At 65.7% G+C, this 26,802-nt stretch carries 25 protein-coding genes; 9 read left to right on the top strand and 16 right to left on the bottom strand.

Annotated elements, in window-relative coordinates; genetic code table 11:
• Positions 1–13 precede the first annotated feature (13 nt).
• The 3 genes from QX124_RS21070 to glmM form a co-directional block, all read right to left on the bottom strand.
• Entirely contained in the window at positions 14–841 is an 828-nt protein-coding gene (locus QX124_RS21070) for an outer membrane protein (protein WP_315733923.1), read from the bottom strand.
• Positions 842–1,030: 189 nt separating this feature from the next.
• Complete coding sequence (locus QX124_RS21065) at positions 1,031–1,876, bottom strand: outer membrane protein (protein WP_315778051.1); 846 nt, start codon at positions 1,874–1,876, stop codon at positions 1,031–1,033.
• Positions 1,877–2,473: 597 nt separating this feature from the next.
• On the bottom strand, positions 2,474–3,826 hold the full coding sequence (gene glmM / locus QX124_RS21060; RefSeq protein WP_315733925.1) for a phosphoglucosamine mutase: 1,353 nt from the start codon (positions 3,824–3,826) through the stop codon (positions 2,474–2,476).
• Between the two features lie 401 nt (positions 3,827–4,227).
• Here glmM and QX124_RS21055 point away from each other — a divergent pair, with 401 nt between their 5' ends.
• Positions 4,228–5,364 (top strand): alpha-hydroxy acid oxidase, encoded by a 1,137-nt coding sequence (locus tag QX124_RS21055; RefSeq protein WP_315733926.1) that lies wholly within the window; start codon positions 4,228–4,230, stop codon positions 5,362–5,364.
• Between the two features lie 281 nt (positions 5,365–5,645).
• Here the strand turns inward: QX124_RS21055 and QX124_RS21050 are convergent, their stop codons facing one another.
• From QX124_RS21050 to QX124_RS21015, 8 genes are all read right to left on the bottom strand, one after another.
• Positions 5,646–6,224, bottom strand: coding sequence for a hypothetical protein (locus tag QX124_RS21050; protein ID WP_315798235.1), 579 nt, complete (start codon positions 6,222–6,224; stop codon positions 5,646–5,648).
• A gap of 143 nt (positions 6,225–6,367) precedes the next feature.
• Positions 6,368–7,210, bottom strand: a complete 843-nt coding sequence (locus tag QX124_RS21045) for a shikimate dehydrogenase (protein WP_315771871.1) — start codon at positions 7,208–7,210, stop codon at positions 6,368–6,370.
• Positions 7,211–7,336: 126 nt separating this feature from the next.
• Positions 7,337–9,100, bottom strand: a complete 1,764-nt coding sequence (locus QX124_RS21040) for a SulP family inorganic anion transporter (protein ID WP_315784136.1) — start codon at positions 9,098–9,100, stop codon at positions 7,337–7,339.
• 93 nt (positions 9,101–9,193) lie between these two features.
• A complete protein-coding gene (locus QX124_RS21035) occupies positions 9,194–9,496 on the bottom strand; it encodes a helix-turn-helix transcriptional regulator (RefSeq protein WP_315757334.1) in 303 nt (100 codons plus the stop codon).
• A gap of 205 nt (positions 9,497–9,701) precedes the next feature.
• Positions 9,702–11,750 (bottom strand): elongation factor G, encoded by a 2,049-nt coding sequence (locus QX124_RS21030; protein ID WP_315771870.1) that lies wholly within the window; start codon positions 11,748–11,750, stop codon positions 9,702–9,704.
• Between the two features lie 157 nt (positions 11,751–11,907).
• Positions 11,908–12,381: a DUF992 domain-containing protein gene (locus QX124_RS21025; protein WP_315733931.1), complete on the bottom strand. Its 474-nt coding sequence runs from the start codon at positions 12,379–12,381 to the stop codon at positions 11,908–11,910.
• A gap of 173 nt (positions 12,382–12,554) precedes the next feature.
• A complete protein-coding gene (locus tag QX124_RS21020; protein WP_315733932.1) occupies positions 12,555–13,079 on the bottom strand; it encodes a DUF992 domain-containing protein in 525 nt (174 codons plus the stop codon).
• A 120-nt stretch (positions 13,080–13,199) separates the two neighbouring features.
• Positions 13,200–14,402 carry a pyridoxal phosphate-dependent aminotransferase gene (locus QX124_RS21015; protein ID WP_315757337.1) on the bottom strand — a complete coding sequence of 401 codons (1,203 nt, stop codon included), beginning with the start codon at positions 14,400–14,402 and terminating at the stop codon, positions 13,200–13,202.
• 191 nt (positions 14,403–14,593) lie between these two features.
• On the opposite strand from QX124_RS21015, the gene QX124_RS21010 reads away from it, so the two are divergent.
• The 4 genes from QX124_RS21010 (at position 14,594) to QX124_RS20995 (ending at position 17,903) form a co-directional block, all read left to right on the top strand.
• Positions 14,594–15,826: a glycosyltransferase family 87 protein gene (locus QX124_RS21010; protein ID WP_315798158.1), complete on the top strand. Its 1,233-nt coding sequence runs from the start codon at positions 14,594–14,596 to the stop codon at positions 15,824–15,826.
• 193 nt (positions 15,827–16,019) lie between these two features.
• Entirely contained in the window at positions 16,020–16,670 is a 651-nt protein-coding gene (locus QX124_RS21005) for a glutathione S-transferase family protein (RefSeq protein WP_315714112.1), read from the top strand.
• 513 nt (positions 16,671–17,183) lie between these two features.
• Entirely contained in the window at positions 17,184–17,378 is a 195-nt protein-coding gene (locus QX124_RS21000) for a hypothetical protein (RefSeq protein WP_315733936.1), read from the top strand.
• A gap of 63 nt (positions 17,379–17,441) precedes the next feature.
• Entirely contained in the window at positions 17,442–17,903 is a 462-nt protein-coding gene (locus QX124_RS20995; RefSeq protein WP_315733937.1) for a GNAT family N-acetyltransferase, read from the top strand.
• A gap of 161 nt (positions 17,904–18,064) precedes the next feature.
• Here the strand turns inward: QX124_RS20995 and QX124_RS20990 are convergent, their stop codons facing one another.
• From QX124_RS20990 to QX124_RS20975, 4 genes are all read right to left on the bottom strand, one after another.
• Positions 18,065–20,047, bottom strand: a complete 1,983-nt coding sequence (locus tag QX124_RS20990) for an AI-2E family transporter (protein ID WP_315798157.1) — start codon at positions 20,045–20,047, stop codon at positions 18,065–18,067.
• A 548-nt stretch (positions 20,048–20,595) separates the two neighbouring features.
• Positions 20,596–20,916 (bottom strand): antibiotic biosynthesis monooxygenase, encoded by a 321-nt coding sequence (locus QX124_RS20985; RefSeq protein ID WP_315784129.1) that lies wholly within the window; start codon positions 20,914–20,916, stop codon positions 20,596–20,598.
• 137 nt (positions 20,917–21,053) lie between these two features.
• A complete protein-coding gene (locus QX124_RS20980) occupies positions 21,054–22,277 on the bottom strand; it encodes a DUF1501 domain-containing protein (RefSeq protein ID WP_315798156.1) in 1,224 nt (407 codons plus the stop codon).
• The gene (locus QX124_RS20975; RefSeq protein WP_315798155.1) at positions 22,274–23,794 is read right to left on the bottom strand and encodes a DUF1800 domain-containing protein; all 1,521 of its coding nucleotides are present in this window, start codon (positions 23,792–23,794) and stop codon (positions 22,274–22,276) included. The genes QX124_RS20980 and QX124_RS20975 overlap by 4 nt, the downstream gene beginning before the upstream one ends.
• A 140-nt stretch (positions 23,795–23,934) precedes the next feature.
• Between QX124_RS20975 and QX124_RS20970 the strand changes: the two genes are divergently transcribed.
• The 4 genes from QX124_RS20970 (at position 23,935) to QX124_RS20955 (ending at position 26,180) form a co-directional block, all read left to right on the top strand.
• Positions 23,935–24,156 (top strand): cysteine-rich CWC family protein, encoded by a 222-nt coding sequence (locus QX124_RS20970; protein WP_315784232.1) that lies wholly within the window; start codon positions 23,935–23,937, stop codon positions 24,154–24,156.
• Positions 24,153–24,836 (top strand): HAD family phosphatase, encoded by a 684-nt coding sequence (locus tag QX124_RS20965; protein ID WP_315798154.1) that lies wholly within the window; start codon positions 24,153–24,155, stop codon positions 24,834–24,836. The genes QX124_RS20970 and QX124_RS20965 overlap by 4 nt, the downstream gene beginning before the upstream one ends.
• A gap of 276 nt (positions 24,837–25,112) precedes the next feature.
• The gene (locus QX124_RS20960; RefSeq protein WP_315778045.1) at positions 25,113–25,679 is read left to right on the top strand and encodes a hypothetical protein; all 567 of its coding nucleotides are present in this window, start codon (positions 25,113–25,115) and stop codon (positions 25,677–25,679) included.
• A 15-nt stretch (positions 25,680–25,694) separates the two neighbouring features.
• The gene (locus QX124_RS20955) at positions 25,695–26,180 is read left to right on the top strand and encodes a hypothetical protein (protein WP_315778044.1); all 486 of its coding nucleotides are present in this window, start codon (positions 25,695–25,697) and stop codon (positions 26,178–26,180) included.
• Here QX124_RS20955 and QX124_RS20950 read toward each other — a convergent pair.
• Complete coding sequence (locus QX124_RS20950) at positions 26,155–26,784, bottom strand: helix-turn-helix domain-containing protein (protein WP_315798153.1); 630 nt, start codon at positions 26,782–26,784, stop codon at positions 26,155–26,157. The two genes, QX124_RS20955 and QX124_RS20950, sit on opposite strands and share 26 nt — an antisense overlap.
• Positions 26,785–26,802 lie beyond the last annotated feature (18 nt).

Below are 26,802 nucleotides of genomic sequence, written 5' to 3'. Positions count from 1 at the left end.
GCTTGCAGACGGCTCAGAACTTGTAGCCGAGGCCCGCGCGCACCGTGTTGATGCTGGTGTCGACCGTCGAGGTGAAGCGGATGTATTCGTATTCGGCCCGCGCAAACAGTCCGCCGACGAGATTGACGTCGACGCCGAGACCGGCGCTGTAGCCATAGATCAGGTGATTGTGCTGAATGTTGTTGGCGCTGAGCGGCGCGAGCGGCGTGTAGGTCCCCAGAAAAGTGGTGCTGACCCGATCCTGAACCGTCACGGACTGGCCGAGATCTGCATTGCCGAGCGCAAGGCCGAAGAACCCATAAGGCAGGAAACAGCCCATTGCATAGCCGGCACGCCCCCGGATCGTTGCCATGTCGGTGATCGAGATCTGCGAGGACTGCGTCGAGGTCACGGCGTGAAAGTTGCCGTCAGACAGTGCGGCCGTGCTGACAAGCGTGCGGCTCGAAGAGGCCATGCCGCCATACTTGCCATGCAGATAGCTCGCCTCGACGCCGAGCACGACGTCGTCCCACTGACTGTTGTAGCCGACGAAGGCGCCGAAGCCAGATGCGCGCGAGGACTGCTTGCCGAGATTGGGGTTCCACGACGATACCTGCATCTGGCTCTCGATCAGCGTGTTGGCAAGCACCGCCGCCGTGATGTTCTTGGTCGAGCCGTTGAAATTTTCATCGGACGAGCCGTAGCCGCCCTGGACGCCGACGTAATAGCCGTCCCAGTTGACCCGCGAATTGTTCAGGCCCTCGGTCAGGCCGCCCCGCAGGATCGGAAGGTCGGACAAATCCGCGGCCTGCGCCGCGGAGATCATGCCGCACACCGAAACCGCCACCACCAGGCTACGCATCGCAACGCTCCAATCAACACTTGACTCTCTGTTCCGATCATCGCGCGTTAACCTTAATCATTCGTTGTCGCAGCGCTCTGCGCGGAAATTCTTTCAGCGCGGAGGCGTTCGAACAGCGGGATCAGAAACACCAAACGGCGCGGGAGGCCCGCGCCGCTTGATTGTCTACAGTGATGAGGACCGCTCGGCTCAACCCTTGCGGATCAAGGGCGGCATCATCGGGGGCGGCGGAGGCTGGTCGAAATTCCAGCGCACGCCGAGCTTCAGGTCGTGCGAGGTGATGTCCTTGAACTTGAAGACGTTGCCGGTGGTGTTGCCGACATAGTCGGACAAGACGCCGGTCTGCCCTTGACCGAGATCGACGTAGCTGTAGGCCAGCTCCAACACCAGGTTCGGATTGACGTTGTAGGCAAGACCCGCATGGGCCGCCCAAGCGAAATTCCATTTCGAGGAGGTCGGCGCCGTCGCGAAGCTCGTGGTCGTGAACGGCAGGTTGTTGATGCCCGTGTCGGTGAAATTCGAAATCGTCACCCGCGCACCGCCGACACCCGCGCCGATGAACGGCGTCACGCACCACCAGGTGCCGAGATCGACGTAGGCGTTGGCGAGCACCAGCCATTCGGACTTGCTGCCGCTGTAATTGTCGATGCCGCTGTAGGGCACGCCGCCCGCCGTTGCATTGAAGCGGTCGGTGGCCTTGAAGTTCGAATTGCCGCGATACTGGCCGGTGACGTCGGCGCGGAACCAGCTGTTGAAGCGATAGCCGACGCCGACGCCGTAGATGCCCGCGGTGTCGAACGCCGAGGTCTGGTTGAACGACGTCATCGGCGTGTAGGCGGACTCGCGCGAGTAATGAACGTCCTTGACCTTTTGATTGCTGAAACCGATGTCGCCGCGCAGATACCAGCCACCGAAATCGGCCGCCGGCGGCGGCGCGTAGACCGGAGGAGGCGCGATGGGCATGTCGGCCGCAAAGGCGAGAGTTGAAAACAGAGAGGCCGCTCCGGCGGCGATCAAAGACTTAACGCTACGCATTGGCTTCGTCCCTTTGGCCGGTGAGGCGATCGAGAATCCGGCCCCACATCACAACTGACGACCGTACAATCGCGCCAAATTCTTAAGCGGCGCTTAACCCTAATTATTAAGGTTGATATTTCCTGAGCGCACAAGAACCGTTAACGACCGCGCAACACCTCCTAACAATTCGTCATCTCCGTCTCGTCTTTGTAGTAATCATCAACTAATTAGTTCAACTTAAAATTGTAGACATCGCCTCTCTCCAGACGGAGCGATCGCATATGGCGATCTGCGTTTTGCGCCGTCTGCTCCCACATCGTCGTGGCCGGCCTGTCTCGGCCAGCCCCGTCCTTGTTGCGCTCGGAAGGAACGTCGTGGATGCCCGGGTCAAGCCCGGGCACGACGTAACGGATTGGCAGACTTGCCCGCCGCGATTGGCCGATTTCATCGATGCATCGCCCTGTCCTGGCCCCTGCCCGCTTTACGACGAGCCGCGGATCGCGCCGGCAGACCCGAGCCCACCGCTCTCGCGCGCAGGACGACAAGCTGCCAACAAAACGGCCTGCCATCAGACGATGATGGCAGGCCGCAAAGGCCGAATATGACGGTTGATGATTATGCGGCGGCCGCAGCCGCGTTGCCGACCGCAGCAACGATCTCGTCGACGACCTCCTCGACCAGATCGCGGTCGTCACCCTCGCCCATCACGCGGATCACCGGCTCGGTTCCGGAGGAGCGCACGAGCAGTCGGCCATGGCCGTTGAGGCGCTTCTGTCCGGTGTCGATCGCCGACTTCACCTCGTCCGCGTCGAGTGGCTTGCCGCTGCGATAGCGGACGTTCTTGAGGATCTGCGGCAGCGGATCGAAGCGATGGCAGACCTCGGAGACCGGACGGCGCAGCCTCTGCACCGTCGCCAGCACCTGCAGCGCGGCGACGAAGCCGTCCCCCGTGGTCGCGTAGTCCGAGAGAATGATATGGCCCGACTGCTCGCCGCCGAGATTGTAGCCGTCGGCCAGCATGCGCTCGAGCACATAGCGGTCGCCGACCGGTGTGCGCACCAGCTCGAGCCCCTGCCCCTGCAGGAAGCGCTCGAGACCGAGATTGGACATCACGGTCGCGACGATGCCGGCGCGCGCCAGGCGGCCGTCTTCCTTCCAGCTCTGCGCGATGACCGCGAGCAGCTGATCGCCATCGACGATGTGGCCGCGCTCGTCGACCAGGATCACGCGATCCGCGTCGCCGTCGAGCGCAATGCCGATGTCGGCGCGCATCTCACGCACCTTGCGGCACAGTGCCTCCGGCGAGGTCGAGCCGCATTCCTTGTTGATGTTGAAGCCGTCCGGCTCCACGCCGATCGAGATCACGTCGGCACCGAGCTCCCACAGCGCCTCGGGCACGACCTTGTAGGCCGCACCATTGGCGCAATCGACCACGACGCGCAGGCCGTCGAGCGAGAGGTCGCGCGGCAGGGTGCGTTTGGCGAATTCGATGTAGCGATCATGCACGCCGTCGATGCGGCGGGCGCGGCCGAGGCTCGCGCTCTGCGCCAGCTTCTTGTCGAGCGACTCGTCCAGCAGCTGCTCGATCTGCTTCTCGACATCGTCTGACAGCTTGAAGCCCTGCGGCCCGAACAGCTTGATGCCGTTGTCCTCGAACAGATTGTGCGAGGCCGAGATCATGACGCCGAGATCGGCGCGCATCGACTTGGTGAGCATGGCGACCGCCGGCGTCGGCATCGGGCCGACCAGCAGCACGTCCATGCCGACCGAGGTGAAGCCGGCCACCATCGCGTATTCGATCATGTAGCCGGACAGGCGGGTATCCTTGCCGATCACCACCCGGTGGCGATGCTCGCCGCGCTGAAACAGAAGACCTGCGGCCTGCCCGACCTTGAGCGCGAGTTCCGGCGTGATCAGGCCGTTGGCGCGGCCACGAATCCCATCGGTCCCGAAATAGTTACGGCTCATATGACCCCCAGCAACGGCTTCTGGATTTCGTTACCGGCGGGGGCGAATCACATCGCAAGCCCCTCCGGTCAGCCCGCGGGTTATAGTCGCCTTAAAGCTAAGATGGATTCAAAAAATGTGATCAATCATTACCACGAAACCGCCACGGCCGCCGCAAGTCATTGTTAAGGCTAATTTTTCACTCGACCTGACGGCTCCGGAGGGCCCCCCTCGGAGCGCCCCCGCAGCAGGAATGTGCTCGCTCCGGCGGCCCCTGACGTCCTGTTGCGGAACGCTCGCAGTTTGCGTGTCTTGCCCGGACGCCGTGGCGGTTCCCAAGTTGGATTTGGCAGGCGCCGCAAAGATGCTAGATGACTGCCGAGCCCAAGAAACGAGACGTCGGTGGGGAGTCGAAGAGCGCGATGAAACACGTCACCTGCATTGAAGACCTGCGCCTGCTGCACAAGCGCCGCGTGCCCAAAGCCTTCTTCGACTACGCTGATCGCGGCTCCTATGCCGAGGAGACGCTGCGGGCCAACCGCGACGATCTGCAGAAGATCAAATTCCGCCAGCGCATTCTGGTCGACGTGTCCAAGCGGGATCTGTCGACGACGATCCTTGGCGAGCCGTCATCGATGCCGCTGATCCTGGCGCCGGTCGGCCTCCTGGGCATGCAGCACGGCGACGGCGAGATTCACGCCTGCCGCGCCGCCCAGGCCGCCGGCATCCCGTTCACGCAGAGCACGATGTCGATCTGCTCGATCGAGGACATCGCGGGCAGCGTCGAGAAGCCGTTCTGGTTCCAGCTCTACGTCATGAAGGATCGCGGCTTCATCAAGGCCCTGGTCGAGCGCGCGATCGCCGCGAAGTGCAGCGCGCTATGCCTGACCGTCGACCTGCAGGTGATCGGCCAGCGCCACCAGGACATCAAGAACGGCATGAGCGTGCCGCCGGAATGGACGCTGTCGAAGCTGTTCGACTTCGCCACCAAGCCGGCCTGGGTGCAGGGCGTGCTGCAGGGCAAGCGCCGCACCTTCGGCAACATCGCCGGCCACGTGAAGAACACCGAGGATCTCACCAAGCTCTCGGCCTGGACCGCGGCGCAGTTCGACACTTCGCTGAACTGGAAGGACGTCGACTGGATCCGCTCGATCTGGCCGGGCAAGCTGATCATCAAGGGCATCCACGACATCGAGGACGCGAAGCTCGCGGCCGCGACCGGCGCGCAGGCGCTTGTCGTCTCCAACCATGGCGGCCGCCAGCTCGACGGCGCACCGTCCTCGATCCACGTGCTGCCCGGCATTGCGGAAGCGGTCGGCGACAAGATCGAGATCATGTTCGACGGCGGCATCCGCTCGGGCCAGGACGTGATGCGCGCGCTCGCGCTCGGCGCCAAGTCGTGCATGCTCGGCCGCGCCTATGCCTACGGCCTCGGCGCCGGCGGCCAGGCCGGCGTCGCCAAGGCGATCGACATCATCCGCAACGAGCTGCTGACGACGATGGGCCTGTGCGGCATCAACACGGTGGCCGAGATCGACCGGAAGGTGCTGGCGGATTGATCGACACTTAACCGGTTGGGACAAAGCATGACGCTGGTCTCACACCGTGATGATCCGAAGCGCTTGCCAAGCAAAAGCTGTCGTCCCTGCGAACGCAGGGACCCATAGCCACCGCTGTCAGTTATTTCGGGCGGTCGCGCCACTGCATGGTGCGTTTGGGCATCTGCTCAGACTAAGACACCCTGGCGTGCCCCGACACTCCATCCTGGGGTTATGGGTCCCTGCGTTCGCAGGGACGACACCTTTTGTCAGGATGCGGCATACGCTCCAGATGAGCTGGGTCACATCGGCGGCGTCAGCCCATCGCGGCCGACGCTGACGCGGCTGGTCTCGAGCGAGCCGTCAGGCAACGGCTTGACGGTGGCGATCACCTTGGCGCCGGCCGTCAGCTCGGACTTGTCGCCGGGCACGAAGGTCACGATCGGCGTGTCCGGCGCGATGTCGACCCGCTTCTCGCCGCCCTTGTATTTGACGAGCAGCGAGTGACCGTCGGTCGAGACCGAGCTTTCGGATACGGTGGCGTTGGTCATGCTCGAATTCGGCTTCAGGTCCCACGACCGCGAGCCTTCGCCCGTGCCGCGCATGTCCTCGGGAAAAATGTGGATCTCGACCGCCTTCGGCGCGCCGTCCGGGCCGGGCACCGTGGTGGCGCCGATGAACGAGCCCAGCTTGATGTCGGAAAGCTGCGCCTTGACGACACCCGAAACGCGCAGATCACCGGCCATGCGCAGCTTGAAGATCTCGCCGCTGCGGGCTTTCACCGTCATCATGTCGGCGTCGACGCTTTCGATGGCGCCGCGCACGCGCGTCGGCACCGGCGCCTGCTGGGCAATGGCGAGCGCGGATACAGCCGCAACCATGGCGAGTGAAGCGACGGAACGGATCAGGACGAGACGAGCGGACATGCAGGGCTCCGAGGGCGAGAGAAGATCATCCGCGTCCAATGCGGGGCTACGCGGACGCTCGATCAATGAGACGCCGACCATCTGCGCTTATTCCGCGTTCAAGCCCTTGTGAGATCGGCCTCGACCAGCGCGCGCAACTCGGGCGTGACCTGCGGACGGCGGCCGAACCACAATTCGAAGCCACGCACGGCCTGGTGCAGCAGCATGCCGAGCCCATCGGCAGTGCGCAGCCCCCTCGCCCGCGCCGCCGCGAGCAACTGCGTCTCCAGCGGCACGTAGACGATGTCGGCGACGACAGCCTGCTGCGGCAACAGCTCGACGTCGAGCTCGAGCGGCGGCTGGCCGTGCATGCCGAGCGAGGTGGTGTTCACGAACAGGCCCGCGCGCGGCAGCAGCGCGCCGACGCGGTCCCAGCCTTCGGCAACGACATGGCTGCCGAACTGATCAGCCAGTGCTTGTGCGCGCGCCGCGGTGCGATTGATGACGTGGACGCGGCCGATGCCGCGCTCGAGCAGGCCGAACACGACGGCCCGCGCCGAGCCGCCGGAGCCAAGCACCAGCGCCTCGTCGGTGCGGTCCCAGCCTGGGGCGGCGGCATCCAGATTGCCGATGAAGCCTTCGACGTCGGTGTTGGTGGCCCGCAGGATGCGGTCCTCGTACCAGAGCGTGTTGGCCGCGCCGACCGCGCGGGCACGCGCGTCCGGCTCGCTCAGCTCCAGCACGCGCTCCTTGTGCGGGATCGTGACGTTGGCGCCGACGAAGCCGCGACGGTCGAGATGCATGACGAAGTCCGCCAGCTCTTCCGGCGGCACCGCCTCGATGGTGTAGCCGCCGGCAATGCCAAGCTCGTGCAGCCAATGATGATGGATCAAAGGCGAGCGCGAATGCGCGGCAGGCCAGCCGATCAGGCACGCAGCGCGGGGTTTGGCGGCGAGGGTCATGGCCGTGACATCGGACAAGCCCCGGCTGGAGTCAATGCTGGGGCTCGGCAGTCGCCCCCCGGGAAAGCGTCGCAGCGGCCGAGAGGCGCCATGGCCCCAACGACGACGCGGCGTTGAGGTCGCGTGTCAGCTCGCGGCGAGCCCATCGGCGACGTCCGCCGGCGCCGTCTCCTTGCCCTTGATGTCGGCCACGGCGCGCTCGATTGTCTCGCGATAGCGCACCAGCGGCGGCCGCACGCCGTGGGTCAGCAGCGCCCGGCGCACGGTCGGCGACGCGCCCGTGATGAACAGGCGGATGCCCTGGCGCCTGGCCTTGGCGGCGACGCGGCTCATGGCGTTGGCGGCCGTCGAATCCAGGAACGGCACGGCGGCGAAATCGACCACGAAGGCTTTGCGGCGGTCGGCGATCGAGTCGAGCACGGTGCCAACGGTCGAGGCGGCGCCGAAGAAGAACGCCCCGGTGATGCGATAGACCAGCACGTCCTTGTCGGTGCTGAGCTTGGGATTGTAGGGCACCCGCGCGCTGTCCTCGAAATCCGCACGGTCCTGCGCGACCAGCGGCGTGCTGTCCTCGACGCCGGTCATCTGCGCCATGCGGTTGATGAACAGCACGGCGCCGAGCGCAAAGCCGACCAGGATGCCCTCGGTGAGATCGCGGAAGACCGTCAGCCCGAAGGTCGCGAGCAACACCGTGGCATCGCCCCAGGACGATCGGATCAGGGTGGCGAACTCGTGCTTCTCGGCCATGTTCCAGGCCACCACCACCAGCACCGCGGCGAGCGCCGACAGCGGGATGTAGCTCGCGAGCGGAGCCGCGATCAGCATGAACACCAGCAGGAACAGCGAATGCAGCATGCCCGACACCGGCCCGCGTGCGCCGGCGCGAACGTTGGTGGCGGTGCGCGCGATGGTGCCGGTGACGCAGATGCCGCCGAACAGCGCCGAGCCGACATTGGCAAAGCCCTGCGCTACCAGCTCGCAGTTCGAGCGATGGCGACGGCCGGTCATGCCGTCGGCGACGACGGCCGACAGCAGCGATTCGATGGCGCCGAGCAGTGCGAAGGCGATCGCGTCGGGGAACACCGCCTGGACCTTGGCGAGCGAGAACGCCGGCAACGCCGGCGCCGGCAGCTCGCGCGGGATACCGCCGAATTTCGTCCCAATGGTCTCGACCGGAAGCTGCAGCGCGAAGGTGATGATGGCCGCGACCACGACCGCGATCAGGATGCCGGGCCAAGTCGGCCGCAGATGCTTGAGGCCGATGATGATCGCTATCGACAGCGCGGCCGTCACGACCGCAGACATGCTCGCGGTCGGCGCGCCATGCGCGAGCGCCGTGAGCTTCGGAAGCAGCTCGCCCGGCTCCTTGCCCGCAAGCGTGATACCGAACAGATCCTTCAGCTGGCTGGCAAAGATGATGACGGCGATGCCCGCGGTGAAGCCGACCGTGACCGGATAGGGAATGAACTTGATGTAGGTGCCGAGCCGCAAATATCCTGCGATCACCAGGATCACGCCGGACATCATCGTCGCGATCAGCAGGCCATCGAGACCCTGGCGATCGACCGTCGCAGCGACCAGCACGATGAAGGCACCCGCGGGACCGCCGATCTGAAAGCGGCTGCCGCCGAGCAGCGAGACCAGGAAGCCGCCGATCACGGCGGTGTAGAGACCACGCCCCGGCGAGACACCGGAGGCGATCGCGATCGCCATCGACAGCGGCAGCGCCACGATCGCCACGGTCAGGCCCGCCAGCGCGTCGGCGCGAAAGTCGCTGAGGCCGTAGCCCTCGCGCAAGACCGTCAGGAGTTTGGGGGAATAAAGCTCGGCGAAGGTCGGCTCATGATGTCCGACCCGCCCGTGCGAACGGTGTTCGTTTGCGATGCTCATGCCCATCACGCTCCCGTCGCCTCATCGGGCCGCGGCGCAGCCGACGATGCGTCCCACACGAAGCGCCCAGGGGCCCCGTGCCGCGCGATGAGCCTAGCTCGCGTCATCGCGCACAATGTCAGTTTGACGGCCCATGCGGCGGGGCGGCCCCGGGTCCTTCAGGCGAACACCACGCCCGCCATTCTCGCTGCGGGAATGCTCACCGATCAGATCCACGCCCGCACGATTGAGCGCATCGACGACCTTGGTCAGCGAGTCCACCACGCCGCGGACGTTGCCCGTGGAGGCTTCCATCCGCTGGATCGTCGGCAGCGACACGCCGGCCAGCTCGGCCAAGGTTCTCTGATCTATCCCGAGCAGCGCACGGGCTGCTCGCATCTGGAACGACGTGATCACGATGGCCTCACGTAGCAGACACCATAAATGATGTCTGAGACAAAGACAATGATGTAAAATACATCATAAATTGCTTTCGGAGGCAAGCTGGAACCGGCCCTCGCCCACTGTTCCCTGCGCGCCCGAGCAAAGGTCCCGACGCGATCCGGCCCGCCATCCCGAGAGAGGATGACGGGCCGGTGCTGCTCGGCGCGGAGCGTTCGGCTCAGGCGGCGTCGCGGTGGGAGGCGATGATGTGGTCGGCGGCGCGGCCCGTCACCTCGGCCATGTGGTCGAACTGGCGGGTGAAGCTGCCGGCGCCGGCCGTGGCCGAGCGCAATTCGACGATCAGCTCGCCGATCTCGGCCTCCGGCATCATCGCGCGGACGCAATCCCAGCCCGGCCAGCCGTCGCGGGTGTCGAACGACAGGATCTGGCCGCGCCGCGCCGACAGGATCGCGTTGATTCTGGCGGTCGCTTCCGTGGGGCAGACGATCTCAACGGTGTGAATCGGCTCCAGCAGCACCGGCTGGCATTGCGGCAGCCCCTCGCCGACGCCGACCCGCGCCGCGGTGCGGAACGCGAGGTCGGACGAATCCACGCTGTGATAGGAGCCGTCGGTCAGCGTGACCTCGACGTCGATCACCGGAAAGCCCAGGGGGCCACGGGCCATTGCGTCGACAACGCCCTCCTCCACCGCCGGGATGTAGTTGCGCGGCACCGCGCCGCCGACCACCTTCTCGGCAAAGCGGAAGCCTTCGCCGCGCGGCAGCGGCCTGATGTCGAGCACGACGTCGCCGAACTGGCCGTGACCGCCGGACTGCTTCTTGTGGCGGCCGCGCTGCGTGATCGGCTTGCGGATGGTCTCCTGATAGCCGATCGCAGGCTGATGCGATTTCACGTTGACGCCGAAACGGTCGCGCAACCGCTCCAGCGCGACGCGCAGATGCATCTCGCCCTGCCCCCACAGCACCGTGTCGTGGGTGCGCGGGTTCTGTACCATCGTCAGCGATGGATCCTCCTCGTGGAGCCGCTGCAAGGCTTGGCCGAGCTTGACGTCGTCCTTGCGGTCCACGGCGGCGATCGAGAGCGCCAGCACGGGTGGACACGCCTCGACCTTTGCCAGCGGCAGCGGCGCCGTCTTGCCGGTCGCAACCGTATCTCCGGTCTTGACCGCATCGAGCTTGCCGAGCGCGACCGTGTCGCCGGCTTCGGCGCCCGCGCGCTTGCTGTCATAGGCGCCGGTCGCAGCCAGGATGCCGGACACGCGCGCCGCCTCGCCCGAAGCGGCATGCAGCGTCGCGCCGTCGTCGAGATGGCCCGAAAGCAGGCGCGTCAATGACAGCTTGCCGCCATGCTGCAGGTGCAACGTCTTGAAGACGTAGCCGAGCGCCTCCTTCGCGTCCTTCACGCCCAGCCGCTGCGCGGTCTCGGCGATTCCGGGCGCCTCGTGGCGCAGCGCCTTCATCAGCCTCAGCACGCCGTTCTCGCGCAGCGCCGAGCCGAGCAGCACCGGGCAGATCAGCCCCTCGCGCAATTCGCGCGCGAGATCGTCGAACACGGCGTCGCGCGGCGGCGGGATGTCCTCCAGCAGTTGCTCCATGAGCGCGTCATCGTGATCGGCGAGCTTCTCCAGCATCGAGAAGCGCGCCTCCTTCTCGCGGTCGAGATCGCCGCCTTCGAGCCCAACAACTTCCGACGCCTTGTGCTCGCGATAGATGAAGGCGCGCTCCAGCGCGAGGTCGACGAAGCCCTCGATCAGCTCGCCGTTCCAGATCGGAATCTGGCGCAGCACCAGCGGCACGCGCGAGGCCGGCTGCAATGTGGCAAGCGTCTCCCTGATGCGCGCATTGGCGCGGTCGATCTTGTTGAGGAACAGGAAGCGCGGGATGCGCAGCTCCTCGAGCTCGCGCAGGATGATCTGCAATTGCGGCAGCTTCTTCTCGTCGGCCTCGCAGACCACGATGGCGGCATCGACCGCCGGCAGCGCCGCGCGCATGTCGTGGATGAATTCGATCGAGCCGGGACAATCGAGGAAGGTGTAGCTGTCGCCCATGAAGGTCGTGGTCGCCGCCGTCATGGCGACGCTCATCTTGTGCTGACGCGCCTCCGGGCTGGCATCGCCGACGGATGTGCCGGCGTCGACGCTGCCCGCGCGTGGGATCACGCCCGTCCGCGCCAGGATCGCCTCCAACAGAGTGGTTTTACCGCTTTGGAAAGGGCCCACCAGCGCAATGCACCGTGGACCGCGGGGACTTCTCAGGTCTTGTCCCATTCGCCGCCTCCTCGTTGTGGAGCTCGGCCCTTGATTGGGTCGGCAAAGCCGAATGCTCTGCCTCGGCTGCCGCTTTGGCAAGCAGGCGGCCTGCGAAAAACGTTGCTGCAGTGCGGGGGATCGCGCCGTCTTCCCGCAATTCACGGCAAAGGGAAGATCACCGCCCCGGGCGCAATTCGAGGCTTTGCAGCCCCGCCGAGACGCTGAGGCCGACCTGGCCCTGGACGCTGAGTGGCTGCAGCGCGATCGAGTTGGCGGAGCCGCCGACCAGCACATTGCCGCCAAGGCCGACGCCGACGGCGGCCGAGCCCTGGGCGCCGGCATAGTCGCCGGAGAGATCGCCCGGCCCGAGCCGTGCAACCGGGGCATAGACCACCCAGGCCAGCAGCGATTCCTGGGTGATGCCGAGATCGAGGCCGACCTTGCGGATGGTCGCGACGTAACGATCCTCCGGCAGCCCGTCGGCGCGCAGCACGCAGCCGAGATGGGTGACCGAGCCGACGATGAAGCCGACGCTGGCGCCACCGCGGCATTCGAGGACGCCGACCCGCACGCGATCTTGCGCCTGGGCAGCGCCGCCGGTGCAGAGGACGACCGCAGCAGCGAGCCCGGCGAGGATGGTCGAGCGCATGAATAAAAACTCCGGCTGAAATGAACGTGTGATGCAGACCCGTCGATCGGACTGACGATCACGGGGCATCACATCTATGCCACAAGCCTTACAGTCGCACCAGATTCGCCGCGCCGTCAGCACGCGCCATCGCGCCGGCCATTGCGACGCGTTCGCCCGAACGCTTCCGCGGCTCAGCGATAGAAGCGCGAGAAATAGGACGATGAACGGCTCGGGCTCGGGTGGATCGGCAGCAGCGGCACCAGCTCGACCTCGGTGATTCCGGCAGCGATGTTCAGGCCGGTCTGCCCCTGCAGGCTGATCGGCTGCAGGGCGGCGGCGCGATCGGTGTCGCGCACCAGGAAGCTGCCGCCGAAGCCGACCAGAGCCGCAGCGTTGGCGGACAATCCACCGTAGCGCCCGCGCAGCTCGCTGCGGCCGAAATCGTTGACCGGTGCGCTGACCGCCCACGCCATCCTGGTCTCATCCGTCAGCCCGACATCGAGGCCGTAGCGCCGGACCTTGGCGACATAGCGCTCCGGCTGGCGGCCCTGGCTGCGAAACACGCAGCGGAGGCGTGACTGGGACATCACGAGCTTGCCGGAAGTCTTTCGTCCCGCGCACTCAAGCACACCGGCGCGCATGGGGCGATTTGCGTGGGCTTGCGCGAATGGAGCAACCGACACAAGCAACATGATCGACAGCAGAAGCAGCCGCATCGAACTCCAACCCTACGCCACCAGACTTATCGACCGACAAGAGAAAGGCGCCATGTTCAAAGCATGGCGCCTTTCGGCCTGGAACTTGGCTTCTGGAGTTTCGAGACGGATGTTGCCCGATTACCTCAGATTGCCGCAGAAGCGCTGGATGCGCTTGCAGGCGTCCTCGAGGTCGGAGGTCTTGGTCGCGTAGGAGATGCGGAACGCCGGGCCGAGGCCGAACGCCGAGCCGTGCACCACCGCGACGCCCTCGGTCTCCAAGAGCTCGGTGACGAAGGCCTCGTCATTGTCGATCACCTTGCCCGACGGCGCCGTCTTGCCGATCGTGCCGGCGCAGGACGGATAGACGTAGAAGGCGCCTTCCGGCCGCGGGCATTCGATGCCGCTCGCCTGGTTCAGCATCGAGACCACGAGGTCGCGGCGCTCCTTGAACACCTTGTTGTTCGCGGGAATGAAGTCCTGCGGACCGTTCAAGGCTTCCACCGCCGCCCATTGCGCGATCGAGCACGGGTTCGAGGTCGACTGCGACTGGATCGTCGCCATCGCCTTGATCAGGTGCGCCGGACCACCGGCATAGCCGATGCGCCAGCCGGTCATGCAATAAGCCTTGGAGACACCGTTCACGGTCAGCGTGCGGTCGTACAGCGACGGCTCGACCTGCGCCGGCGTGGTGAACACGAAGTCGTCATAGACGAGGTGCTCGTACATGTCGTCGGTCATGATCCAGACATGCGGATGCTTGACCAGCACCTCGGTGAGCGCCTTCAACTCGGCCTTGGTATAGGCCGCGCCGGTCGGATTCGACGGCGAGCACAGGATCAGCCACTTGGTCTTCGGCGTGATCGCCTTCTCCAACGCCTCCGGCTGCAGCTTGAAGCCATGCGCCGCGGTGCAGACCACCGGCACCGGCTCGCCGCCGGCGAGCGCCACCATCTCCGGATAGCTGACCCAATACGGCGCCGGGATGATCACCTGGTCGCCGGGATTGATGGTCGCCATCAGCGCATTGTACAGCACCTGCTTGCCGCCGACGCCGACGATCACCTGGTTCGGCTTATAGGTGAGGCCGTTCTCGCGCTGGAACTTGCCGATGATGGCTTCCTTCAGCTCGGGGATGCCGTCGACCGCGGTGTACTTGGTCTTGCCGGCCCGGATCGCCTGGATCGCAGCTTCCTTGATATTGTCCGGGGTGTCGAAATCCGGCTCGCCGGCGCCGAGGCCGATGACGTTGCGGCCCGCCGCTTTGAGGACGCGCGCTTTATCCGTGACCGCGATGGTCGCGGACGGCTTCACACGGTCGAGCGCAGCGGCGAGAAAGGACATCATCAGCTCCTATGCAGGCGTCGTGGATCACCCCCTCGGGGCCACGACCAGTCATGTCAGGGAAACGCCTGCTTTTAAGGCCCGCGGCGCGGCATCGCAAGAAGCTTGGGCACATGGCTCCCAAGACTTTAGGGAACGTTAAAACCGCCCCGCTAGCGTGGGCCCACGATTGTCCAGAGTCTCAGGCCGAAATGACCACTATCGGGTGCGCCCTGCGATCCGGCGACTGGCTCACGGCCACGCGGATCAAGTCCTACAGCTGGATTCTGCTCGCGGTCACGATCGCGGCAATCGCCGGCTGGATCGCGCTGTCCGACGGGCTGATCGACCGCAACGGCAAGCCGATCGGGACCGACTTCTCCAACGTCTATGCGGCAGGCGTGCTGACCCTTCACGGCAAGGCGGCGGATGCCTACGATCCGCCGCTGCAGCATGCGATGGAAAAGGCCGTGTTCGATGGCCGCGACGTGCCGTTCTTCGGCTGGCACTACCCGCCCTTCTTCTTCGCGATCGCCGCCATCACCGCCCTGCTGCCCTATGCCGGAGGGCTCGCGCTCTGGGTCGTGTCGAGCCTGCTCGCATACCTCACGGTCATGCGCGCGATCCTGCCGCGTTCCGAGACCCTGCTGGTGGCGACCGCCTTTCCCGCCGTGTTCGTCAACATCGGTCACGGCCAGAACGCGTTCTTCACCGCGGCGCTGCTCGGCGGCGCGCTGTTGCTGATGGAGCGCGACCGGCCGTGGGCGGCCGGCATCCTGATCGGCCTGCTCGCCTACAAGCCGCAATTCGGCGTCCTCATTCCCGTGGCGCTGCTCGCAGGCACGCGCTGGCCGACGATCGCTGCTGCAGCCGCCACGGTGGCCGCGCTGATCGCGATCAGCTTCGCCGCGCTCGGCAACGAGGTCTGGCACGCCTTCTTCCAGTCCATGACTTTCACACAGAGCGTCGTGCTCGAGCAAGGCGGCACCGGGTGGGAGAAGATCCAGTCGGTATTCTCCGCCGCGCGCCATTGGGGCGCCGATGTCAGGTTCGCCTATGCGCTGCAAAGCCTGCTGGCGCTGTCGCTCGCGGCCGGACTTGCCTGGCTGTGGCAGAGCGAGGCTGCGTTCGATCTCAAGGCTTCGGCACTGGCGAGCGCGAGCCTGCTGGCGACGCCCTACGTGCTCGACTACGACCTCGTGGTCGTTGCGGTTGCGATCATTTTCTTCGTCCGGCACGGCCTCGCGAACGGCTTTCGCGACTACGAGCTCAGCGTGCTCGCGGCCGCCTGGATCGTGCCGCTACTCTCGCGCAGCGTCGCCGGGCTGACGACGATACCGCTGGGCCTCATCATTCTGATGGCCCTGTTCGCGCTGACCCTGCGCCGCGCACTCACCGATCGCGCCGTCGAGATCGGTGGACACGCGCGCATCGCACAAGCGTGATCTCGATTGTTTGAATCTATTGGAAAGTTGTTATTCGAGAGTGCAGTGCAGTAGCGCATTTCGACTTTTTCCATCCGCCGGCACTTGCAGCCTGCGCTCATCGGCATCATTGTCTGGCCGCATTGCGGGACGATCTGGCGTCCGGATGCGCGATGCGTCCAACCCTTGATTCCTCGAACTCGAAATCGGCCGGATGTACAAGCTCTATTCGATGCAGCGGTCAGGCAACAGCTACAAGGTCCGCCTTGCGCTTGCGCTTCTGAACGCGCCCTATCAGGCGATCGAGATCGACATTCTGCGCGGCGAGAGCCGCACGCCGGATTTTCTCGCCAAGAATCCGAGCGGCCAGGTGCCGCTGCTGGAAGTCGGCGAGGACCGCTTCATCGCCGAATCGAACGCGATCCTCTGGTATGTCGCCGGCGGCACGCCGCTGGTGCCGGAGCAGCGCATCGAGCGCGCCGAAGCGCTGCAGTGGATGTTCTTCGAGCAGCATGCGCTCGAGCCGAACATCGGCGCCGCCTATTTCTGGCTGCTCCTGGTCAAGGGCGGGCGCGACCTTCAGACCCATGCGCTGGAGGACTGGATGGAGCGCGGCTATGCCGCGCTCCAGGTGATGGAGAATCATCTCAAGAGCAACGATTACTTTGCCGCGAAACAGCTGACGGTCGCCGACATCGCGCTCTACGGCTACACGCACGTCGCCGATCGCTGCGACTTCGATCTGTCGACCTTCCCGAAGATCCGCAACTGGCTGCGCCGCGTCGAACAGACACCCGGTTTCGTCGCGATGGATTGGCAGCCGGCACTGATCGATTCAGCCGGCATCGCCGCCGACTACGGGTGACATGCTCACCGTAAAACTACCGACCGCCCGTAGAACAGCGGGGAAAATACACGTTTAGGCGGGAACAAATACCACGAACGCCATGTTCTTGCCTTTTTTGCTGATTTGCCGCCGCAATCCTGCCCAGCGCTACCTTAGAATTTACCTCTGCGAGTGATTCGCTCGCGGATGTATGGGTAAGGGATTTCGACTTCATGTCCCGGTGGCGTTGTGCTTCCGTTCCGAAGTTCAGTTGGGTCCGCGGCCGCGCGTCGCCGCAGGAGTCGAACCACCGTAGAGGGCTCCGCACGCCCGTCAGCGGCTTTCACGACCACGCAACGCTCACCCTTTCGCCCGGCCTGACCACCGCCGTGGTCGCAACGATCGCGGCCAGCACGCTCTCATTGGGTGTCAGCGTCACCATTGCGGTGGTATCGATTCGCGCCCTCTTGTCGATGCCCGCTTAGCAGGAAGCCATTTTGACAACCCTTCGCGGTTTTCGCGACAACAGGCGATGATTGTCTCGCACACAAAATGGCGATGAAATCAACGGTCGTAATCGTTGCCGTGACCCTGGCACTCGCGATCCTGCTGGCGGCGTCACTGCTGATCCTGATCGAGCGACGGGGCGAGCTCTCGCTCTCGCCGCTGACCGAGGAGGATCGGTCGGTCTACGTCGAGCTGATGCGGCCGCCCACCGCCGAACCGGTGCTGCCCATCCCTGATTGATCGCGAACACGGCTGCGCGTATCGAAGGTCCGTCGAGATTTTCAAACGGACGACGAATCCTTCATGCACGAAGCACTCACTGTGCGCGCCATCGCGCGCGACGACCATGATCGCTGGCTGCCGCTCTGGGACGGCTACAACGCCTTCTACGGCCGTTCCGGGCCGACGGCGCTGCCGGCCGAGGTGACCGCGATGACATGGTCGCGCTTCTTCGATGCCAACGAGCCGGTGCATGCCCTGGTCGCCGAGAGCGGTGGCGAGCTGATCGGCTTGGCGCATTACCTGTTTCATCGCGCCACCACCACGATCGGGCCGCTCTGCTATCTCAACGACCTGTTCACGAGCGAGGCCGCCCGCGGCAAGGGCGTCGGCCGGGCGCTGATCGAGGCGGTCTACCGCGAAGCGCGTCAGGCCGGCGCGCCGCGGGTCTATTGGCAGACGCACGAGACCAACAGGACGGCACAGGCGCTCTACGACAAGATCGCCGAGCGCTCGGGCTTCATCGTCTACCGCAAGGCGCTGTAAGCGGGCGGTGTCACGCCGCCGTCACGGGGCCGGCCTACGCTCCATCGAGCGCCTGATCATCCCCCCGTCACCGGTCACGCGTTTCAGCGGTCCCCGTCAGTCGCCGTCTCTGACCGGGGCCGCATTTTTTTGTCGGGCCTGGTCGTTGGACGTGGCGCGTCTCACGCCACGTTCGTCGTCGTGTCCTGCTGCTCCAATGGTGCCAGCTGAGAAGCCTTCGCCTGCGCGGCTTCGATGCACATTCTGACAGCCTCGCCCATGCTCGCCGCGACCAGATCGGCCTTGGTGGCTTCTTGCAGCACCTTCGCGGCCTCCTGATCGACGTCGGCCGCGCAGCAGACCAACATCACTTTTGCTCTGGGGAGCCGTCGCTTCAAGCGACGAACGGAGTAGCGCATATGTGCGACGCCGGAATTGCCGATATAGATCAGGCAGGCAATCGCGACACCTGCGGGCTCGAGCTTGATGACGTTCGCCGTCGAGAGCGCCTCCGCCCCTGAAACCTTCGCGCCCAGCCCGTGCGCCGACGACAGTTGCGCGAGAATCACCGCCGCCGCTTCGTCGATCGGGGTTCGCCCCGCCACGCACAGGACCGGCTGCTCGCTCCGCCATCCTTCGGCGAGATTGTCCTTGCTGAGGATGGGTATCGTGTCGATGGCCCCACTGCTGGCCGAGCTGTCGACGGCCGATGCCGCCTCCGGATCGCTGGTGGTCTCGCGTTTCGCCAGCGGACCATCACTCTGATCGGAAAGATCGGCGGTCAACTCGGCGACGGCGTCACGGATCGTTGCAAGGCGATCATAGGCGAGCGCCCCCCGGTCGGCGTCGGCTTGGGCCAATTGCAGCCTCTTCACCGCGACCTCGTCGCAATAGGCAATCAACGAGCGCTCCTTCAAGAACTCCTCTGCCTTCTCGGCTGCTTCCGTCGGATCGTTCGCAAGCATGCGCTGGTAGAAGATCTCGGGAGGAGACAGCGCTGGACGATCACCGAACATGACGTCGAGGAACTCCAGGCGCTCCACATGTCGTCCGATGACGACCAGGCAGACCGTCAGCGGCGTCGCGAGCACCAACCCGATCGGGCCCCACAGCGCGGTCCAGAACGCGGCCGAAACAACCACCGCCACGGGGGACAGGCCCGTGCTGCGCCCATAGACCATCGGTTCGATGACGTGGCCGAGCAACGGCTCGACCACGAGAAACAGGGCCAGCGTCCAAATCAGCATCGACCAGCCAGGGTCGACCGCTGCCGCCAGAGCAAGCGGAAACGCCGCGGCGATGACGGCGCCGATATAGGGCACGAACCGAAGCGCTGCGGCGAGGATTCCCCAAAGGAGGGCGCTGGGGATGCCGATGAACCACAAGCCGACGCCGATCACGACGCCGAATCCGCCGTTCAGGGCGAGCTGAGTGAGGAACAGCCGGCTGAGCCTGTAAGCCGCATCATCGAGCGCCGCCGTGGTGCGCTGCAGGTCCGATGAGCCCGCAAGGCGGATGAGCCGATTCCGCAGGTCCTCGCGTTGAAGCAATATGAAGATCACGAAGATGATGATGATGCCGGTCGTCGCCAGCGGATGAATGAGCGGCGAAATCAGCGTGCGAAGACTGTCCAGCGCTCCAGGATCGGGCTGCCGGACCTCCACCGGGATCGGGGTCACAGGGACTGAGGAATTCGTTCGCAGTCCGCTCGGCGGCCGAGCCGCTTCCGGCTCTTTCGGTTTGTCGAGTTCCTTGCCCAGATCCTTGAGCATGTCCGATGCACGCTCGAGCGTCCCTCTCCCGGCTTTGGTGTCGCGGAACGACTGGATCTTGTTGCTCATCGTCGATTGATAGTTCGGCAACTCACTGGCAAGCTGGGTGAGCTGGGTGGCGAGCAGGCTGCCCAGCGTAAAGATCACGACGAACGCGAGAACGACCACGCTGACGACGGCCAGTCCGCGCGGGGCACGAAGCCGCTGCAGTTGCGCGACCAACGGCGCCAATACGAAGCTGAGCAGGATGGCCAGGGCCACGGGCACCAGGATGTCACGACCGAAATACAGCAGCGCGATGATGATGACCGCAAAAATGGCGACGGCCAGCGCGCTGATCAGCCCAAGAACTTCCTCCGGGGTGCGGACCTTGAGCGGCTGTCTGATGATCATCGAATCTCTCTGCGAACGAGGAAGGGCGGCGCACGTCGCTCATGCGGTCAGGCTGTCAACGTCGACGAAGGCGGCACGTTGCAACGGAGGGAAGCTTCTGACGATGTCGCCGGCACCGGTGGTCATATGCCGGAAGGTTCGTCTCGATCCGAGCAACCATCCCGGCCTTCGCTAGAACAGAACGACCGAGGGCGCTGGTCAGCGCTGCCCGCCCTGCCGGACATTCGGCTTCCTGTTTCAGACACGCGATAACAGCCTCGTGAGGCTCCAGTTCCCGAGAGCGCCTGACGTCGCCTGCGCGTCTGCCGACGGCTACGACTGCTCAGCTTCGGCGCACCGTCGCACCTGCTCGAATCAGCCGGAGCTTCGCTATGGCGTCGTCCTTGTTGACGCCAGCAGGCCCGGCGCGAGCGGCTTGCGAGGGCGCACGACCGGCGGCCGTCCGGGTCCTGTCGGCCGCCGCGTCGCTTCAGCGCAAAACAAGCGTCCGCTCGGCCGTGCTCAGCCAAGACGGGTCGCGGAGACGGATCGCAATGGTGGGCTTTGTCCTACGTCTTGCTGCCCACCGTTTGGCGGACCTCGAACCCCTCGAACTGCGGCGGGCCGAGATAGTGCACCTTGGTGTCGCCGGCCCGCTGGTGCGCGGCGCGGAATGCTTCGGACTTGGTCCAGTCCTCGAACATCGTCTTCGACGCCCAGATCGTATGCGAGGCGTAGAGCGTATGGTCCTCGGCTTCCGGTCCCTTCAACAGGTGAAACTCGACGAAGCCCGGCACCTTGTCGAGATGGCTGTCGCGCGACAGCCAGACCTGCTCGAAGGCGGCCTCCGAGCCCTTGGCGACGCGAAAACGATTCATGGCGATGAACATGCTGATCTCCTGAGGGATGAATGCCGCAGGTCGAGGAGTAGCAGACTTCGCGGTGCAATGCGCCTGCGACGACGGCCGCTGATGCCGCAATGTGAAAGGCTTCAGGACGCCTGATCAGGAAATGGCGCAAGCGAGCCTTACGCTACGAGCCCCTTGATCGGCTTCACGGCCGCGCTGTCCGGAAACACCGCGCGGCCGAGCGCGTGCTCGCCTATGCCGAGATGATCGGCGAGTACGCCCTTGAACACCGCGCGAAGATCCGTCGTCGGCGCAAGATCGCGTCCCTGGTAGAGGCTCGCCATCTTCAGCGTCGGCCAGTCGGCGATCACCCGTCCGCCCTTCACCGCACCGCCGGCAAGCAGCGCAATCGTCCCGGTCCCATGATCGGTCCCCTGGGTGCCGTTGATCCTTGCCGTGCGCCCGAACTCGGTTGCGACCACCACGACCGTATCGCGCCAGCACGGGCCAAGCCCGCTTTCGAACTCGGCGAGCGCACCGTCGAGACCCGACAAGAGCTGCGCCAGCCGACCGACCGCACCACCTTCATTGGCATGCGTGTCCCAACCGTCGAACGCCAGCGCGGCGATGCGCGGACCATCCTCCGCGGCGATCAGCTTCGCCGCGCCGCGCGCGACCTGGCGCATCGCCGCGATCTGGTTGCCGCCCGGCTTCGGCTTCATGTCGTCACCGACCGCGACCTTCTCGAGCTTGAGCCCTTGCGACAATGCAGCCGCCAACGCGGGATCGCGATGCGCATAGAGGTCGACCAGCCGCATCGCGGTGTCGTCATCGGCCTGCGGCAGCGTCACCGGCGCCCAACCAACGGTGGGCGCTGCGCCGCGCAGCACCAGCGGCGCCGTCGGACCGACCGCGAGCGCGCCCGTGACGCGGGGGCCGCGCGGCAGAGCCTCGACTGCGCGGTTCAGCCAGCCCGATTGCACGCGGCCAGGACCGGCGAAGCCGCTTTCGAGCACGTCCTGACCATCGAAATGCGAGCGCTCGCGATACGGTGTCGCGACCGCGTGAATCACGGCAGCCTGCTTGTCGCGATACATGCGCGCCAATTCCGGCATCGACGGATGCAGCGCAAAGAACGAATCGAGCTGCAGCGCCGGATTTGGTCCCGCCGTCGTCAGCGCGATCGCGCCATGCAGTCCGGCGTAGTCGGGATCGCCGATCGGCGCGACGGTGGCGAGGCCATCGAGCGCGCCGCGCAGGATCACGACGATCAGCCGCGGGTCGCGCTGGCCGGCGGCCCGCGCGAATTTCGGCAGATAGCCCCAGGCCGCAAAGGACGCGCCTGCCAGCAGCAAATGGCGTCGCGAGGTCAACAGCGAGGTCGCGATCCGGTCCATCGTCATCTCCTCTGGAATTCCGGCGACATCAGCAACAACGCCAGCGCCTGCTGGCGCGATTCCGCACGCTCGATCGTGCGCCGCGTCTCCGTCCAAGTCGCATCGCCCGCGACGAGATCGAGCAGGTCGCGCGGATCGAGATTGTTGCCGAGACGTGCGGCGAGTTGCGCGGAAATGTCCAGCCGCAGCTTCATGCCCTCAGGGGCAGCCCACATCGCGTTGATATCAGCAAATCCGTTCGGTCCTGCGGGCGCCCATAGCGGCTGGCCGAGCGTGTTCAGGGAACTGAGATAGAAGCCGGGATCTTCCGGCACGCGCGCCAGCAGCCGGCCGCCGGCGACCAGGAACTCATAGGGCGAACGGATCTTGGTCAGCGGCGCCGACCAGGCCTCGTCGGAGTCGACCAGCGCCAAGGTCAGCGCCTTGAGGTCGCCATCGCTCTTCTTGAACACGGCTTCGAGCCGGGCGACGAGCGCGGGCGGCGGATCATCGGCGACGAAATGGCGCGCGAGCCTGGTGGCGATGAACTTCGCCGTCGAGGGATGGCGGGCGATGTCCGCGAGCGCGGCCTCGCCCTGCGCGAGACCGTCATCCTGATAGACCTTGCCGAGCAGGGTCTGCGGCCCCGGCTGGTGCGCATTGGCATTGAACACGAAGCTGCCGGGCGCCGCGTTGCGGTTGTTGCGGCCGGCAAAGCTCCAGCCGGTGATGATACGCGCCAGCGAGGTTACGTCCTCCTGGGTGTAGCCGCCGCCGACACCCAGCGTGTGCAGCTCCATGATCTCGCGGGCGAGGTTCTCGTTGAGGCCGCGCTTGCGGTTCTGGCCGGCGCGCGAGTCTGGTCCGAGCGATTCCTGGTTGTCGAGGAAGAACAGCATCGCCGGATGCTGCTCGACCGCCTTCAGCATGTCGGCGAAGCGTCCGAGCACGTGCGGCCGGATCGCCTCGCGCTCGAACGCACCGGCCCACATCCGCGCCAGCTCGCCCTTGCCTGCGGAGATGCAGAAATGATTCGACCAGAACGCCACCAGCCGCTCGGTGAAGCCGCAATCGGCGAGCACGGCGCGCTGCAGCCGCGCCAGCGCCTCAGCACGGAACGTCTTCTGGACGACGTTGGGCGGCTGCTGAGCCTGCGCGGGCTTTGCCGGCGCTCCCTGCATCGCGGGTGCAGGGTCGGCGCCGGCTGCTGGGGCCGCCGATGGCGTTGCGGCCGTGGCTTTGTCCGCGCCGTTCGTGGACAGGCCGCGCGTGGGGCTGGACTGCTCCTGCGGCGCAGCCTCCGACTTCGCGGCCTCGCGGGCCCGCTTGACCTCGTCCTGATAGGCGAAGACGGCATCGGCGAGTGCGGGCGTCGGCTGCAGACCCGGCGCTTCCAAGAGCGCTCCATTGGGACGCCCGAGCTCGGCCTTGACGAAGCCGCGCGGGTCCGACGCCGCATTGACGAGATCGCCCGAGGCGCCGCCACGCGCGCCGAAGCCGAAGCGATTCAATGCAACAAGAGCCGCTCGAGCATCACGCGCCATGCCACATCCTCGAGCCTGTCATCGCGGGAGCTCCCGAAACGCTGTGTTGCCGCGACCGCAGACTGCGATGGCGCGGCAGATTGTCACGCACTATACTTGCCCCGGCAGATGAACCGGACATGAAAAGGGGCTGGTCGGACGTGGCTCCGAACGTGACAAATCGTTTAGCGGACATGACCGCGCGGCAACTCACCTGCGAGTCGTGCGGCGCGGAGTTCAGCTGCGATCCCGGCGGCTCCTGCTGGTGCTTCGAAGAGGCCGTGCGCCTGCCGCTGCCCAAGAGCGGACAAAGCCGGTTCAAGGACTGCCTGTGCGTCAACTGCCTCAAGAGGCTGGCCGGCGAACCGGAGGCGGGATCGTGACGCGCTGGCACGTCGAAGCGGTCCTGCTCGACATGGACGGAACGTTGCTCGACACCGAGAAGGTCTATCTCGAAGCTGCGATCGCGGCGCTGAATGCGCTCGGCTACAGCGACGGCGTCGTCGAGCTCTGCCATGCGATGATCGGCATTCCCGGACCCGACAACGAGCAGACCCTGCGCGACCATTTCGGCGACGATTTTCCGCTGGTCGAAGTCAACCGCCTGTTCGCGGCCAAGACGATCGAGATCCTGCAGGCAGGCATGCCGCTGAAGCGCGGCGTCCTCGCGCTGCTTGACGCGATCGACGCGGTCGGCCTGCCCAAGGCCGTCGTCACCTCGTCCTCGCGCAGCACGGCCGCGGAGCATCTCCGCCTCGCCCGCATCGACCACCGCTTCGATGCGGTCCTGACGCGCGACGATGTGACCCGCGCCAAACCGCATCCGGACCTCTATCTGCTCGCCGCGGAACGGCTACGGACGCGCGCGCCGGCCTGCGTCGCAATCGAGGATTCCAATCCCGGCGTCGCCTCGGCGCACGCCGCAGGCGCGATCACCCTGATGGTGCCGGACATCGTGCCGCCGAACGATCATTCGCGGGCGAATGCGGCGGCCGTGCTACCGGATCTCGATGCCGCCATCGCGCTGCTCGCGCGCCGTTCGGTGTTGCCCGTCAAGACATGACGTCACGTCGGCAGGCTCGTCCGGCCATGCCGCTAATTCATCAGCCATTGTCTTCAAAGGCGGCAGAAGACGGTCACGATCGGTTCACGTCGTTGCGCGCCGCCGGCGGCCCTATCGGATGCATTAACCCGCACGCACTACCGTACAGGCGTTGGCGGATGGGCTTCTTTCATGTTGCGATTTATTGGCGCCGCAGGTGCGGCATTTTTGGTTGCGTTCGCAGGTGTGAGTTGGGCGGTGAGAGGCTTTCCGCTTCCGGATGGACCGTGGCGGGGCATGACTCGGACGGCTTCGATTGAAACCGCGGCAAATCTCGCTGCGCCCTTGCGCGAGAGCGGGGCCGTTGTGACGCCTCTATCTCCCCTGGTGGACAGGACCTTCGGCGGCCCGGAGGCAAAAGAGTTCGAGCGCAAGGCGTGGCTCGCGGAGCATACCTCGCAGAGCGACAAGAATCCCAAGCTCGACGCGTTGCGCATGGACGCGCTGCAGGCCGCGACGGCCTACAAGCTGTCGCCATGCGACAAGACCATGAAGCAGAACCTGGTGGACGCACTGACGGCCTATACTCGCGCCTATGTCGCCAAGCTGGATTGCAAGCGGCAGTTCTGGGGTGCAAAAATCTGCACGGACAAATCGCTCCAGGAGGCGGCCGACAGCGTCGGCACGCCGCTCGATCAGCGCGTGAAGGAGGCCTTGTTCGAAGCCTTCGACGAGAAGGGGATCACCAAGGCGGACTTTCCGGCGGATGTGCGCGAGGACGTCCCGATGTTCGCCGGACCCGGTCTCTGGTCCGACGAATCGTCGGTGTGCCGTATCCGGCAGGCGCAACGGGACCGGCGATAGCAAACGAGCGCTGCCATGAACCGGCTCATCTTCATCATTGCAGCCATCCTCGTCTGGCAGGTTGGCGGACGCCTGTTCCTGACCGACGCGCCGAGTGCGGCGGCTGCGTTTCCGCCCGTCACGGGCGCGGAGTTTCAGGACCACGAGAAATACACCGAGGACGCCCGGCGCTCGCAGCGCCAGGACGCGCTGAAGGCGCTCGATCTGGCGTGGAGCGACCGCTGCGGCGCCAAGCGCGACAGCTTCATCAGCGGCCTCAACCACTACTACTATCATCGGCAGAATCAGAACGAGCGCTATCCCGAGACCTATGGTCCGGCGGGCGCCGCCTACATCGCCGGCGTCTGGACGACCGCCGAGGATCGCCGGATCGAACGCCTGACCCAGGAAGCCTACGCCGCCGGCTACATCAAGCCGTCCGATTTCGACGGCATGGCCAGCCAGATGGTCGCGACGATCGTTCGCGGCGAGCGGGTCAGGGGACGCGGCTGCGCAGGCTGACGGTCCTGCGGGAAGCATATCGCCTCCCCTTTGGCAGCGCCGCCGCGACCAGCGTCCGTGCCGCCGCGCCCGCGGTCTCCATGTAGCTGGCGTCACGATGCAGCAGCACGACCGCGAACGCGCCGTCGAGCAGGAGCAGCATCTGCCGCGCGAGCTCGCCCGCTTCGGCAATTCCCTGCTCTTCGAACATCGCCTGCAGCCAGGCCTCGAACTTCTTCTTGTGGACGGCGCCGATCCTGATCGCGGGATGGCCGGGCAGATTGGCGAGCTCCGCGGTGGTGCGCAGGAAGCCGCAGCCGCGCCATTTCGGATGCCGCGCGGCGCGCGCAAGCTGATTGAATATCCCGGCGATCTTGTCGGGCAGCGCGCCCTCGGTCTCGTCGAACCAGCGCTTGAACAGCTCCAGGTTCGGCTGGTCGCGCGCGGCGAGATAGGCCGCGACGAGATCGTCCTTGCTGCGGAAATGATAATACAGCGTCTTCTTGGTGACGCCGGCCTTTTCCGCCACCGCATCGACGCTGACGGCGCGGATGCCTTCGGCATAGAACAGCCTGCTCGCGGCGGCGACGATGCGGGCGGGCGTGGGATCGGAGGATCGGGGCATGGCGGCGCTCGGTCTCGG

The sequence above is a fragment of the Bradyrhizobium sp. SZCCHNRI3043 genome (assembly GCF_032377735.1).
Lineage (GTDB): Bacteria > Pseudomonadota > Alphaproteobacteria > Rhizobiales > Xanthobacteraceae > Bradyrhizobium.
Note: the sequence above shows the minus strand (reverse complement) of the source record. Positions and strands in the feature narration are given on the sequence as shown.

Bases quoted from the DNA above. Each gene is read 5' to 3' on its own strand.
- QX124_RS21070 (WP_315733923.1), bottom strand. From the start codon at position 841: ATGCGTAGCCTGGTGGTGGCGGTTTCGGTGTGCGGCATGATCTCCGCG.
- QX124_RS21065 (WP_315778051.1), bottom strand. From the start codon at position 1,876: ATGCGTAGCGTTAAGTCTTTGATCGCCGCCGGAGCGGCCTCTCTGTTT.
- glmM (WP_315733925.1), bottom strand. From the start codon at position 3,826: ATGAGCCGTAACTATTTCGGGACCGATGGGATTCGTGGCCGCGCCAAC.
- QX124_RS21055 (WP_315733926.1), top strand. From the start codon at position 4,228: ATGAAACACGTCACCTGCATTGAAGACCTGCGCCTGCTGCACAAGCGC.
- QX124_RS21050 (WP_315798235.1), bottom strand. From the start codon at position 6,224: ATGGTTGCGGCTGTATCCGCGCTCGCCATTGCCCAGCAGGCGCCGGTG.
- QX124_RS21045 (WP_315771871.1), bottom strand. From the start codon at position 7,210: ATGACCCTCGCCGCCAAACCCCGCGCTGCGTGCCTGATCGGCTGGCCT.
- QX124_RS21040 (WP_315784136.1), bottom strand. From the start codon at position 9,100: ATGAGCATCGCAAACGAACACCGTTCGCACGGGCGGGTCGGACATCAT.
- QX124_RS21030 (WP_315771870.1), bottom strand. From the start codon at position 11,750: ATGGGACAAGACCTGAGAAGTCCCCGCGGTCCACGGTGCATTGCGCTG.
- QX124_RS21025 (WP_315733931.1), bottom strand. From the start codon at position 12,381: ATGCGCTCGACCATCCTCGCCGGGCTCGCTGCTGCGGTCGTCCTCTGC.
- QX124_RS21020 (WP_315733932.1), bottom strand. From the start codon at position 13,079: ATGCGGCTGCTTCTGCTGTCGATCATGTTGCTTGTGTCGGTTGCTCCA.
- QX124_RS21015 (WP_315757337.1), bottom strand. From the start codon at position 14,402: ATGTCCTTTCTCGCCGCTGCGCTCGACCGTGTGAAGCCGTCCGCGACC.
- QX124_RS21010 (WP_315798158.1), top strand. From the start codon at position 14,594: ATGACCACTATCGGGTGCGCCCTGCGATCCGGCGACTGGCTCACGGCC.
- QX124_RS21005 (WP_315714112.1), top strand. From the start codon at position 16,020: ATGTACAAGCTCTATTCGATGCAGCGGTCAGGCAACAGCTACAAGGTC.
- QX124_RS21000 (WP_315733936.1), top strand. From the start codon at position 17,184: ATGGCGATGAAATCAACGGTCGTAATCGTTGCCGTGACCCTGGCACTC.
- QX124_RS20995 (WP_315733937.1), top strand. From the start codon at position 17,442: ATGCACGAAGCACTCACTGTGCGCGCCATCGCGCGCGACGACCATGAT.
- QX124_RS20990 (WP_315798157.1), bottom strand. From the start codon at position 20,047: ATGATCATCAGACAGCCGCTCAAGGTCCGCACCCCGGAGGAAGTTCTT.
- QX124_RS20985 (WP_315784129.1), bottom strand. From the start codon at position 20,916: ATGTTCATCGCCATGAATCGTTTTCGCGTCGCCAAGGGCTCGGAGGCC.
- QX124_RS20980 (WP_315798156.1), bottom strand. From the start codon at position 22,277: ATGACGATGGACCGGATCGCGACCTCGCTGTTGACCTCGCGACGCCAT.
- QX124_RS20975 (WP_315798155.1), bottom strand. From the start codon at position 23,794: ATGGCGCGTGATGCTCGAGCGGCTCTTGTTGCATTGAATCGCTTCGGC.
- QX124_RS20960 (WP_315778045.1), top strand. From the start codon at position 25,113: ATGACTCGGACGGCTTCGATTGAAACCGCGGCAAATCTCGCTGCGCCC.
- QX124_RS20955 (WP_315778044.1), top strand. From the start codon at position 25,695: ATGAACCGGCTCATCTTCATCATTGCAGCCATCCTCGTCTGGCAGGTT.
- QX124_RS20950 (WP_315798153.1), bottom strand. From the start codon at position 26,784: ATGCCCCGATCCTCCGATCCCACGCCCGCCCGCATCGTCGCCGCCGCG.